The following is a 12,447-nucleotide window of genomic DNA, read 5'->3' as shown; positions in this document are numbered from 1 at the left end:
CGAAACGAAACTTAAGTGATCTCGAAACGTAATACGCCGCAACGTCGCCATGCCATCCTCGCGCTGCTTTCCGAGCAGGGCGAGGTCAGCGTGGACGCACTCGCCAAGCGCTTTTCCACCTCGGAAGTGACCATCCGCAAGGACCTCGCAGCCATGGAAAGCCACGGCCTGCTGTTGCGTCGCTACGGCGGTGCGGTGCCGATGCCGCAGGAACTGATCGGCGAAGCCGCACAGCCCGTCTCGCCCTACAAGCAGGCTATCGGTCGCGCCGCCGCGGCGCGCATCCGCGAGCATGCGCGGATCATCATCGACAGTGGCAGCACCACCGCGGCGATGATCCCCGAGCTTGGGCACAAGCCGGGCCTGGTGGTGATGACCAACTCGCTGAACGTGGTCAACGCCCTGCGCGAACTGGAGCACGAGCCGGTGCTGCTGATGACCGGGGGGACCTGGGATCCGCATTCCGAGTCGTTCCAGGGGCAGGTTGCCGAGCAGGTGCTGCGTTCCTATGACTTCGACCAACTATTCATCGGTGCCGACGGCATCGATCTCGAACGCGGGACGACCACGTTCAACGAATTGCTGGGCCTGAGCCGGGTGATGGCCGAGGTCGCCCGCGAGGTGATCGTCATGGCCGAGGCCGACAAGGTCGGTCGGCGCATTCCCAACCAGGAATTGCCCTGGAGCAGCATCCATACCCTGATTACCGACGAGCGCCTGGAACCTTCCGCGCGCGAACAGATAACCGCCCGGGGCGTCACGCTGATCTGCGCCCCGGTCGAGCCCTGAAAGGAGAAAGACCCCATGTGTGGAATCGTAGGCGCGATCGCCGAGCGCAACATCACCCCCATCCTCATCGAAGGCCTCAAGCGCCTCGAGTATCGCGGCTACGACAGCGCCGGCGTGGCGGTCTTCGATAACGAAGGCAGGCTGCAGCGCTGCCGCCGGGTCGGCAAGGTCGCCAGCCTGGAGGAAGGCCTGGCCGGTACGCCGCTGCTCGGCCGCCTGGGCATCGCCCATACCCGCTGGGCGACCCACGGCGCGCCAACCGAAGGCAACGCCCACCCGCATTTCTCCAGCGACGAACTGGCGGTGGTGCACAACGGCATCATCGAGAACCACGAACCTCTCCGTGAGCGGCTCAAGGGCCTGGGCTACGTGTTCACCTCGCAGACCGACACCGAGGTCATCGTCCACCTGCTGCATCACAAGCTGCAGTCCATCGGCGACCTGACCCTGGCGCTGAAGGACGCGGTCAAGGAATTGCACGGGGCCTATGGCCTGGCAGTGATCAGCGCGGCGCAGCCGGACCGCATCGTCGCCGCCCGCAGCGGCAGCCCGCTGGTGATCGGCCTCGGGCTTGGCGAGAACTTCCTCGCTTCCGACCAACTGGCGCTGCGCCAGGTGACCGACCGCTTCATCTACCTGGAAGAAGGCGATATCGCCGAGATCCGTCGCGACAGCGTGCGCCTGTGGGATGTCCAGGGCAACGACGTGCAGCGCGAGACCGTGCAGTACCACGAAGGCGCCGAAGCCGCCGACAAGGGCGAGTACCGGCACTTCATGCTCAAGGAAATCCACGAGCAGCCCAGCGTCGTGCAGCGCACCCTGGAAGGCCGCCTCGGGCAGAACCAGGTAATGGTGGAAAGCTTCGGCCCGCAGGCGGCGGAGCTGTTCGCCAAGGTTCGCAACGTGCAGATCGTCGCCTGCGGTACCAGCTACCACGCCGGCATGGTCGCCCGTTACTGGCTGGAAAGCCTGACCGGGATTCCCTGCCAGGTGGAGGTCGCCAGCGAGTTCCGCTACCGCAAGGTCGCGGTGCAGCCGGATTGCCTGTTCGTCACCATCTCCCAGTCCGGTGAGACCGCCGACACCCTGGCTGCCCTGCGCAACGCCAAGGAGCTGGGCTTCCTCTCCAGCGTGGCGATCTGCAACGTTGCCACCAGTTCGCTGGTGCGCGAATCCGACCTGACCCTGCTGACCCAGGCCGGCCCGGAAATCGGCGTGGCCTCGACCAAGGCCTTCACCACCCAGTTGGTCGCCCTGCTGCTGCTGACCCTGGGCATCGGCCAGGTGCAGAAGCGCCTGGCCGATGGCGTCGAAGCCGAGCTGGTGGACGAACTGCGTCGCCTGCCGACCCGGCTGGGCGAGGCGCTGGCGATGAACCGGACGGTGGAGAAGGTTTCCGAGCTGTTCGCCGAGAAGCACCACACCCTGTTCCTCGGCCGTGGCGCGCAGTTCCCGGTGGCCCTGGAAGGCGCGCTGAAGCTCAAGGAAATCTCCTATATCCATGCCGAAGCCTACCCGGCCGGCGAACTCAAGCATGGTCCGCTGGCGCTGGTGGACAGCGACATGCCGGTGGTTACCGTGGCGCCGAACAACGAGCTGGTGGAGAAGCTCAAGTCGAACCTGCAGGAAGTCCGCGCCCGCGGCGGCGAACTGGTGGTGTTCGCCGACGAAGGCGCGGGCATCGAGGCTGGCGAGGGCACCCATGTGGTGGGCATGCCGCACATCGGCGACGTGCTCTCGCCGATCCTTTACACCATCCCGTTGCAATTGCTCTCGTACCATGTCGCCGTGCTCAAGGGCACCGACGTCGACCAGCCGCGCAACCTGGCCAAGTCGGTCACCGTCGAGTAACGCTGGCCGCGTACCCGAGAAGCTGTCTGCAAAGAATAAAGGTTGTCACAAAAGAATAAAGATTGTCACAAGTTAATAAAGGTTGTCACAAGCTCTTGCCCCTACCGTACATCGGGGCAGGAGCAGGTCTGGCAGATTAGGATCAGAATCCTTTGGACCGCTGTGACTGTCGTCCTGGCTGCGCCCGCTCCTGACATCTCCAACGCCACGTCTACCCCAGTGCCGTACCGGTCGAGTGGGTCGCCCATTGATGAGCGACTCGATAATGACATCTGTACCAGCTGCATCAGTTAAGCCCGCGCGTTCCAAGCTGATGACTCAGCAGAAAATCGATAGGAGAATCAAATCTGGTCGTGGGAGCGGCGTGAAAGAATCCTATGAGCCCTGGATCAAGGTGTGGGATATCAAATCCAAAGGTGTCTCTCACCTTGTGTCAGGGGTGAAGGTACACCGCACTCATCACCTGATATCTAATGCCGAGCGCGACTACCTCACAGTTCTGGAGCACGAAAATTCCATTATTGATATCCGTGAGCAGTTTCCTCTGCTAACGCAAGCCGAAACCCAAGCAATTGCTAACAGCCTAAACTATCGCCATCCGGTCTATCCAGGAACTCAGATTCCAGTAGTAATGACGACCGACTTCCTGATCACATTTCTCGATTCATCGGGGGAAGTGAAAGTTGCTGCGCGCTCCGTAAAATATCGGAAAGAGTTTGAGGATGCCAATATTGGTGTGCAGAACAGGATGGCAGAGAAGCTAGCTATCGAGGAAAAGTATTGGGCGTCCAGGCAGATAGAATGGAAACTTGTGCTGCACGAAAACTTGTCAAAAGTTCGAATAGCGAACCTCACTATTCTCCGGACCTATGCGAGTATTCACCCATCGTTACCTACCGAAAAAAACATTGGTAACTTATTCGGTTTTTTGAGTAAGTGTGAAACCGATCAAGTGCCACTGAAGGCTCTATTGGATCAAGCTTCGAAAAATATCTATATAGACTATATGGGTGTAAAAAGTCTTTTCCATCATCTGCTATGGAATGGCCGCTTGCAGATGGACCTAACTTCAAAGGTGATCAGCTTATCTCAGCCGCTACATGTATGGATTGGTCAATACTCTCCGGCTGTTATAGCTCCAATCGAGGTGTCCGCCAATGCTAAATCTGCGAGTTAACTGCATAGTTTCGCCAGGTGAGGGATCTAACTTGCTTGAGCAGTCTGTTAGGGTTTTGGGTATTAGTGAAGATTTTGTATGGGTGATTAAGCTGTGCATAAATCCGACCAAGCCTTGGCGGATTGAAAGGTCAATTCTTCTCGAAGAGATCGATTCCGGTGCGGCTGCTCTAAATTCTGAAATGGTTCCCATGCACCTGCTCAGAAGTGATGATCAAATAAGCGATAATGAAAAGCGGAGCAGAGACAGGAACTGGGATCTAATTCGTGACTTAGTGGAAGGCCAAGCACCTTTAGACATTCTGACTACCAATTTCGGCGCTCTCATTTCGACTCATGCAAAGAGAGTGGGGGTAGATCGTAAGCAGATCTACCGACTTCTTTATCGTTATTGGAGCATGGGGCAGTCTCGTAATGCGTTCCTGTGGAATACCAGTACCTGTGGCGGCCCCGGAAAGGAGAAAAACCGGGCGTCCGGCATCATTCCTGGACGGCCGCCTAAGTATCGTGGAGTAATAGTTAGTGGTGATGTAGTGGTCAACCCATCCCGGACAGTGGGTTGAGTTTTTCTTCGGCCACCGCAGGTGATAACCCGTCGTTGAATTGATGCGGCCTGATCCAGTTGTAGCGGTGCATCAAGTAATGACTGATGTCCCGTTGGGCCTCCTGCGCCGTCAGGTAACCCGTTGACGGGACCCACTCCGACTTCAGACTGCGGAACAGGCGCTCCATCGGCGAGTTATCCCAGCAATTCCCCCGACGGCTCATGCTCTGCTGCATCCGATAGCGCCAGAGCCGTTGCCGAAACAGGCGGCTGGCGTACTGGCTGCCCTGGTCTGAATGGAACAGCACCTGCTGTGGCCTGCCGCGCTGTTCGTAGGCCATGTCCAGGGCCTTGATCACCAGTTCGGCATCCGGCTTGGCCGAGAACGCCCAGCCGATCACCCGCCGGGTATGCAGATCCAGCACCGCGGCCAGGTAGTGCCAACGGCCTTGCGCCCAGACGTAGGTGATGTCGCCACACCACACCTGATTGGGATGCTCGGTCGCGAATTCGCGGTTCAGCCGATTCGGGATATCCGGCCGCTCAACCGTGGCCTGTTTGTAGGCGTGCGAGCCCGGTTGCTTGCTGACCAGGCCCAGCTCACGCATCAACCGACGCACTCGGAAACGGCCGATGGTCACGCCCTCTTCGCGCAGCATGCCCAGAATGCTGCGGCTGCCGGCCGAGCCCCGACTCTGGCTGAACAACTGGTTGACTTGGCTGCGTAGCGCCACGCGGCGAGCATCGACACGCCGCCGTCGAAGACGGTGGACGTAGTAGCAAGACCGCGCCACATCGAAAGCTGAACAGACCACTTCCACCGACTCCTGCTCACTCAACTGGTCTATCAGCGCGTACGATCGAGTTCGTCCGACATCAAGAGAGCGGTAGCCTTTTTTAATATCGCTTTCTCCCGCTCCAACCGGTTGATCCGGGCTTCCAGCTCCTGGATCTTTTGCTGCTCAGGCGTCAACGCCTTGCTCTTCGGGGTCACACCCTGGCGCTCCGCCTCGAGCTGCTTCACCCAACGGCGCAAGGCCGAATCCACCACCCCCAGCGAACGGCAGGCGTCGATATGGCTGTAGCCTTGGTCCAACACCAGGGCCGCGGCCTCTCGTTTGAACTCGGCGGAAAACGTACGTCGTTGCTTGCTCATCAGACACCTCTCTCACGGCGAGGATTCTCGCCTAAATCGGTGTCCGGGATCAGTAGACCACTACAGATTGGCACTCGCTCCGCAAAAATGCCTGAGACTCAGCTTTCTCAGTTTCGAAACCTGTATGTCGGCATGTCGCGACCTACCAGCTTTCTGTGCTTGGCAGTCAATGCGGAACGGGTTTCAGAAGAGTGTAAAACGGCACTGACCGATCAAGGGTGGGCCATTACCCATTTGCGGTAGCAGGCCACGCGGTTGTCATGGCACCTCTGATTGGCCTTAGTTTAAGGCATGGAGGTGCCTACGAAACCCGGAGCGATTCAGTTAGCCGGACGGTCTGGCTCGAAGGGGTCTGTCCCGTAGACAGAGCCTAGTGTAGCGGTCTGTGATATCAGTAGGCCATCCAGTAAACTCCAAGGCGATCTCAACCCCCCTCGGAGAAACAGAATGGAGCTCACCTTTAAAGAAGGATCACTTGAAGCCGGATTGGAGGAGACTTTTCGTCAAATCCAAGTACTGCAAAACAAGGTGAATGGCACGGATGTCATCCGGCTGCAGAGAGAGGAAATTGCCAGCCTCTTTCAAATTGTGCACGAGCACGTTCTGCCGGCCTATGCGGGTAAGCAGCTCCTGTTGCATGGGGGGCGGCCTGCACGATCCTTTGATACCGAGCTACAGCGTCTATGGGCCCTGGCACTATCCGAATTCATCAATCACTTCCGACCTCGTCTTCCATCGTTTCTGAATCAAATCATGGCTGTTCAGGAGGATGGAGGCGAAGCACAGCTGCAGAGCTTCATGAAAATGGTGCTTGAACGCATCACCATTCCCTTGCTGAACGGCTACGAGCAACCAGGTGACGATCTTTTCCTGCTGATTCTGGACTCGGTGGTGCATCTTGAAGGTAAGAGTTTGTCGGATCACATCGCTGACACCCTTGAAACTCCCCAGCAAACCCAGGCATCGGTCTATGCCATCTGCGGCCTGCTACTACAGGCCCAGAAAGCTGCGGAGGCCGGCAAAATTGACATCGCGTACTCCTACCTGATTGACGCGAACTATCTGCTCGGGATGCGTAAGGCGTCAGATTTCATCATGCAGCGGTTCGACACAATTGCGGACACCAGGAAAGCCAAGGCCAATGCCCGGAAAAAGCACTCGAACGCAGCCCAAGTGAACTTGGGCAAAAAGAGGGTCACCGAGCTCTACTACAGCCTGCGCGGCACAGGGCCTCTTTTGACGCTGACGCCCTGGAAGAGTGCCAATATCGCGACAGATAAGATCATGGAGGTGATAGATCGGGAAGGTGATCCCAAGATCACAATCTCAGAACTAACGACTCGCAAGATCTGCAGGGAGATGATGAAGCAGGAGGAGAAGGAGCGTAAGCGCCAGGGGGTTGTCGTCACGGCAAGCTATCGCCTGCCGGACGGCTCCACCCTGACGGTTACTCCTGAGGATTAGCAGTCATCGTCAGCGTTGCTAGAACCTGGGTCGGAGATGATCAGGCACCAGTTTTCGGTCTCCGCCGTTCCGACCAGGCGATATGCGTCGTACTGGTCGGGCCCCAAATAGGTTGGGTAGCCCCGGCGTGTCAGTGCGTTGACTGCTCTCGTGTTCGCTTCCATCCCGCCAGGCTTACGGGTGTATGCACACACTACAGTGTATGCCTGATCCACGATCTGCTGGTGATGGGGCTCAAGTGCGTAATAGACGCTGTCGCTGTTGATGGCGTCGCCTTCGTTATCGCCATACGGGCGTGGGATGCTGTCCAGTTGCTGGAGTACAAAGCAAGCATCGTCGAGGGTTGGTGGTGGGTACATTTTGGATCTCCATCGTTGGTTTGGTGTGGCTATCCTGCACTCCTGTTTCACCAGTATCGATCTGTCTGCTAGCAGAGGTACCATCCGAGATGAGAGCAGTTGATGAGGTTTCGATGCTCCACTCCATCCCTATACGCTTGGCCCTGCCCCCCTAACCAAGGCGATCAACGACGTGACTAAGCGGGGCTATTCAATTGGAATCAGCAAGTCGTCGAATTCTGTATCGCCGCTTCTAGCGCCCAACGCAGTCTCAATCGTCTTAGCCATTTTCGACCAGTCTGTGGCAGCTGCCTTTTCGCTTCCGAACTTACTAAGTTTCCCGAGAGCTCTAAGAATCCATGGTAGGAAATTGGCCACAACACCATTAATGAACGATACGAACTCCTCGAACATCGTCTCAACCGTGTCCGGCTTAGCTGCGGATTTCTTGCTGCGCAGCCCTTCAAAGACCTGGCGTAAGTCCATGCGCAATAGTAAGTTGTTTAGCATCTCTTCGATGTTTTCAGTCTTAACCACGTTTCTGTGGTTAACTCCGGAGAAGATTTTTTTTAACGTCTCATTCGACTGCTCGGGGACGTCGTTGAACCGCTCCAGAAGCTCACTGTAGAGCCCCGCGCCAGTTTCGAAGGACTCCTCGGACAGAAATTCCACCATTAGCCGACATGTTCCGGGTGAGAAGCCGCTGAGGTTGGCAGCTTGGCCAAATTCCGTGAGTCTGATTGGGCTGTTCATGACTGCCATTGCACCGCCAGCCTCCTGATCGTCTAAAATTGTGCTGACGGTCTCCGACAAGATTCGACGTACGTTTTGCTTGCCATCGGTATGCCCAGCGTAAGAGGCCTCCGTCAATACTGACACGATATCTTCAGTGTCGGGATGCTCTCCGATACACGCGAGCAGTTGCGCACTGATTGTTGCCTCCAGCAGTTTCTGCCCTTGGATTGGGGTCTCGTCCCACTCCCCCCCAAGCGTCGACTGGAGCGGTGAGGATGCAAACATGACTTCTTCCAAGCTACGTTTGTTTCGCTGCCCCCGCTTCAAGGATGGGGGCCCCATCAAGTTTTCGAAGAGAATCGTATCGCCTTCAGAAAAGGCACCCGCTCTACCGCAACGGCCCGCAATGTTACGGAAAGTCATCGACTTCATTACCCGACCATCATCACGCATGCTGCTGAGCCAGTGAGCGACGATAGTCCATCGGAACGGAAGGTCAGCACCTTCAGCGAGTGTGGTGGTTGCGCATACAACTGACAGAGCGCGTGCACGAGTTAATTTTTCTATATCGCGTCGCACATCAAAGGGCAGAGATGCGTTGTGGTACGACACTCCATACCGAAGACACTCGGCTAAGAAGTTCAAGTAAGGGTAGCGGTCAAGGATGTTGGCTGCGGTCTTTAGAACGTCGTCATTCTCAACCTCCTCTCGGCCTTCCAGCAACTCACGGGCAAGTAGCCGTGTGTCCAGCTTTCTTGGGCACACGATCAGGCCGGGCGAGCCTAGTCGAATCACAAGATCTCGTGCTATTGCACCAACATTGGCGGCCGCACTCTTCTCATTAGCATTCGCGAACCGCGCCGGTTTTATCTTCCCCGGAAGTCTGACTTTGATCGGTTCTGACACGGCCGAAGTGGCTAGCTCGTTCGAGGGACGGAGCGCGTCGTTCCCATGGATCCAGTACATATCCCCGTTCGCGAGGCACATGGCTAATCGGCGTGCTGTAGGTCGCCAGCCAATTTGATGCAGGTCGATTTCTTGCACGCCAAGCCATGTACAGACGCGTTGCGGCTCAGTCAACACAGCTGACAACCCAATGATCCGAAGCTTTGGATTGTTTCGCTGAAGCAGCCGAAGTCTTGAAACCAAGCCTTCCACCCGAGCACCCCGAGATCCATTCTCAAGAATATGGATCTCGTCGAAGATGACTGTACGCAGTCGGTCAAGGTTTTCACCAGTACGAAGCCAACCGTCAAACCGTTCAGGGGTAGCGACGACAACCTCATTCTCGGCGAAGCTGTTTAAAGCCTCAGATTGGAAACCGCCAAACATGGAAACAACAGGGACCTCATCGCCAAAGCATTTCCGAAGCGAATCCTTCACCTGCTCCCCAATGGCAACATACGGAGCGACATAGACACACAAACTTTCATCCGCTAAATCGGCAGCCATACACGCTTCAGCGACGAATGTCTTCCCAGTGCTTGTTGGAAGCGTTAATAGGGTGTTGCGTCTATGCTTAGCAATACGTTTCTTGCTCAGAAGAATGTGCTGCGGGGGCAGTAGGGTCACCATGCCAGCTTTGATGGATTGCAGGATAAACCATCTCGGAATTTCGGGAGCGTCGTCTAGAAGATTAACGGTTGCTAATCGTCTCGCTTGGTTAGCTGCCATCCGCCCACCCAGCAAGAGTGCATACTCCGCCATGGTTCCTGCCTTTGCAGCCTCAGTAAAGAGCTCGAGCGCATTTTCGAACGCTTCGGTACGTCTCCGCTTGTTAGAGTGACGCAAGGCGCGGTACCACCAGGAACGAAACTCGTTGAAATTCACATCGAGCGAACGGTATCGAACGTATTTACTGGATGGGTCGCATATCGCTGCGACCATACGGAACACTAAGCTTTCCTTGAGATAACCTGAGGACACATCAGAAAGCGCAGCGCGTGCACTGGGAAAATTGCCATGCATAGCAAAGGCAAGCGCGGCATGGAACGACAAGTCATCAAGATCAGCAACGTTCGGTGGATTTGTTTCACGTCGCAGGTTTTGTGCCGTTGATTGCAAGATCCGAGCTGCTGCGACAAGAGGCTGCGCTTTGCTCTCGTCATCAAGTGCCTCAAGTACCTCCACTCCTACGCGAACTTGGAATGCACTGATGCACTTGAGTGCCGTCGCTACATCGAATGGGTCTGCGGTCGGCAACACTGGCTCAACCCCTCTGGCCTTTGCTGCGGAGGAAGCAGCACTTTCGAGGAATCTGACAGAGTCAGGGAGGCCGTTCATGGCATCGTACTTCCGTTATTTGAAAGATGCACAAGGCACTGAGTCAGCTTGCTGATCGCGATGCTCCAAGGCTCAATAGTTTGCTTGCCCCAGCCTTGTTGTTCAATCTTCACGGCGACATTGTCCAGCGCGTCAACAGCCGCCTGATCACCGACAGCACGGTCGTGCACCAGCGTGGGCAGCAATTTAATGCCTTTACAGTCCTTCGCCTCTGGCATGAAAAGATTACCAACTCGCTCAAGCGCATCGTCATCGAACTCGTGAACCTCCATCAGGTAACCCTGTAGCCAGTTAAATCTCTGACCTAACGACCCAGCGACCGTTGTTTTCCCCAAAAGCTTGTCGTAGTCGTCAATTAGTGCGGTCGCGTAGGTCAGCGCGGCGGCGCCAGTAGTCTTAATCTCCATGATGTAAAGGCAGTCCTTGCTCTTGTCGCCTCCTGGATCCAGGTGGACGATGGTGATGTCCAGCCCCGTCGGGGCGCCATTTTGAAGCGGAGTTAGGGCTCCCATCAGCGCCACCGTGTACCCGTTGCCCTTTCCGCGTAATCCTGACTTATGAGCGACCTTGTACGATAGAAATTCGCCAAGGTTGCCCTTTCGGCCGGTAGTGAGCTTCGTGATTTTCGGTGGCCAGATTTTGGTCGCCTTCGCGAGCTCGGTATGAATCCACTGGTAGAACGCCCCGCAATCGGGATCACCTCGGAAAAGCTGAATCTGCCATCCATTGGATGAAGTCGAGGGCAATTTAGTGAAGGCCATCGGTATCTCATTCCCTGTTCTAGCACACGGCCTCTGCTGCATGAGTGAGGCCTTTCGCCACTATGTTAGCGCAGCGTGTTGGTGCTGAGTCGATTTTGTATCAGGGACAATTCGGCATCTGAGTCAAAATGCGACCATCGCCGACTCGATCTAGTCAGCTATCCAAGGAAGATACCATCATAAAATTTTGGCTTTTTGACCCCGTCCACCTTTGCTCCTTTTCATCTGATCCTGAGTTGTGACAACCTTTATTCTTTGAAAAATCATGCGACTCTTTGTAAAAGCCGATTTTGTGACAGCCTTTTCCCGCCCCAGACGCGTCGGTATTTTTCTAGATGGCAAGATTTTCAAGGGGTGTTGTGACAACCTTTATTCTTTTGACACAGAAGCCGGGGCAGGCATGCGGCCCCGGTGATCGCGGCGCTCGCCGTCAATCGCGCAACGGCAGCGCCTCGTCGCTCCTGCGGCTGGCGAACCAGTCCAGCACGGTGAGCCAGGCGCCGATCCCCAGGCCGATGCCCAATACCCACAGGGTGGCGGGCGGCCCCCTCAGCTCCAGCAGTCGCACAGCCAGGGGCACGCTGGCGAGAATAGCGATGTTGTTGAACGTCTCGGCGAACGACAGCACCATGCCCTTGTCCGGCCCGGAGCGCGAGGCGAGTACCACCGTGCCCGCCGGCGCGCCCAGGCCCAGCGCGGCGCCCCAGGCGCCCAGGCAGCAGAGTGCCACGGGCAACGGTAGCGGCAGGAGCATGAAGGTCGACATCGATAGCACCAGGAGCGCCAGCACCAGCAGGAGCATGTCTTCGTCGCGCTTCAGATAACGTTGCAGGTAACCCGCGGCGAGGTTGCCCACGGCCAGGCCCACGCCGAAGGCGGCGATGCTGACGCCTATCTGCGCGGTGCTGAAGCCGTAGCGCTGGCGCAGCACCTCTCCCGAGAGAAGCAGGCCGGCGACCCCGGTGCCGTTCCAGGCCCCCTTGGCGATCAGTGGCCTGAGGATGCTCCATTGCCTGCACCAGCCCAGCGCGTGGCCCTCGGCGCGCGGTGCCACGGCTTGCACGGGAAGGCGCTGGCGCGCCATCAGGAAGACCAGCACGCAACCGCACGAGACCATCAGGAAGGGCGTCGCCCAGCCGAAGAAGTCCGAGAGGAGGCCGGCCAGTGCCGGGCCGGCGGCAATGCCGAGGGTCATGCCGAGCATCACCTGGCCCATGGCACCGGCCTGTCTTTGCGGGGCGACCACCTCCGCGACCAGGGCGAAGGTGGTCGGAATGATGATTGCCGAGGCGATGCCCCCGATTACCCGCAGGACAACGGCAATTTCCAGGGTCGGGGCGATGACGATGG

General features: G+C 57.2%; 10 protein-coding genes. 5 read left to right on the top strand and 5 right to left on the bottom strand.

Features of this window, described 5'->3' with window-relative positions:
- Positions 1-15 precede the first annotated feature (15 nt).
- The 4 genes from VQ065_RS00050 to VQ065_RS00035 all read left to right on the top strand — a co-directional run bounded on the left by VQ065_RS00050 (position 16) and on the right by VQ065_RS00035 (position 4,379).
- Positions 16-789, top strand: a complete 774-nt coding sequence (locus VQ065_RS00050; RefSeq protein ID WP_003097123.1) for a DeoR/GlpR family DNA-binding transcription regulator — start codon at positions 16-18, stop codon at positions 787-789.
- 15 nt (positions 790-804) lie between these two features.
- Positions 805-2,640: a glutamine--fructose-6-phosphate transaminase (isomerizing) gene (gene glmS, locus VQ065_RS00045; protein ID WP_003097120.1), complete on the top strand. Its 1,836-nt coding sequence runs from the start codon at positions 805-807 to the stop codon at positions 2,638-2,640.
- 265 nt (positions 2,641-2,905) lie between these two features.
- Entirely contained in the window at positions 2,906-3,817 is a 912-nt protein-coding gene (locus VQ065_RS00040; protein ID WP_023098923.1) for a TnsA endonuclease N-terminal domain-containing protein, read from the top strand.
- A 31-nt stretch (positions 3,818-3,848) separates the two neighbouring features.
- Positions 3,849-4,379, top strand: coding sequence for a hypothetical protein (locus VQ065_RS00035; protein WP_153570782.1), 531 nt, complete (start codon positions 3,849-3,851; stop codon positions 4,377-4,379).
- Here the strand turns inward: VQ065_RS00035 and VQ065_RS00030 are convergent.
- A protein-coding gene (locus VQ065_RS00030) for an IS3-like element IS222 family transposase (RefSeq protein ID WP_100814929.1) occupies positions 4,354-5,516 on the bottom strand; the annotation gives its coding sequence in 2 pieces (ribosomal slippage) (positions 4,354-5,261 and positions 5,261-5,516; 1,164 coding nt in all). The two genes, VQ065_RS00035 and VQ065_RS00030, sit on opposite strands and share 26 nt — an antisense overlap.
- Before the next feature lie 447 nt (positions 5,517-5,963).
- On the opposite strand from VQ065_RS00030, the gene VQ065_RS00025 reads away from it, so the two are divergent.
- The gene (locus VQ065_RS00025) at positions 5,964-6,980 is read left to right on the top strand and encodes a hypothetical protein (RefSeq protein WP_023098921.1); all 1,017 of its coding nucleotides are present in this window, start codon (positions 5,964-5,966) and stop codon (positions 6,978-6,980) included.
- Here the strand turns inward: VQ065_RS00025 and VQ065_RS00020 are convergent.
- The 4 genes from VQ065_RS00020 to VQ065_RS00005 all read right to left on the bottom strand — a co-directional run.
- Positions 6,977-7,339, bottom strand: a complete 363-nt coding sequence (locus tag VQ065_RS00020) for a hypothetical protein (RefSeq protein ID WP_023098920.1) — start codon at positions 7,337-7,339, stop codon at positions 6,977-6,979. The two genes, VQ065_RS00025 and VQ065_RS00020, sit on opposite strands and share 4 nt — an antisense overlap.
- A 186-nt stretch (positions 7,340-7,525) precedes the next feature.
- Entirely contained in the window at positions 7,526-10,336 is a 2,811-nt protein-coding gene (locus VQ065_RS00015) for a DEAD/DEAH box helicase (RefSeq protein ID WP_003097112.1), read from the bottom strand.
- A complete protein-coding gene (locus VQ065_RS00010; protein WP_003097111.1) occupies positions 10,333-11,097 on the bottom strand; it encodes a hypothetical protein in 765 nt (254 codons plus the stop codon). The genes VQ065_RS00015 and VQ065_RS00010 overlap by 4 nt, the downstream gene beginning before the upstream one ends.
- A gap of 430 nt (positions 11,098-11,527) precedes the next feature.
- Positions 11,528-12,447 (bottom strand): MFS transporter (locus tag VQ065_RS00005; protein WP_340080318.1); only part of this gene is annotated, 920 nt, incomplete at its 5' end.

Source organism: Pseudomonas sp. KBN10P06128 (assembly GCF_037574945.1).
In the GTDB taxonomy this organism is placed as follows: domain Bacteria; phylum Pseudomonadota; class Gammaproteobacteria; order Pseudomonadales; family Pseudomonadaceae; genus Pseudomonas; species Pseudomonas aeruginosa.
The sequence above is the reverse complement of the archived record's forward strand: the minus strand, read 5'-3'. Positions and strand labels throughout refer to the sequence as shown.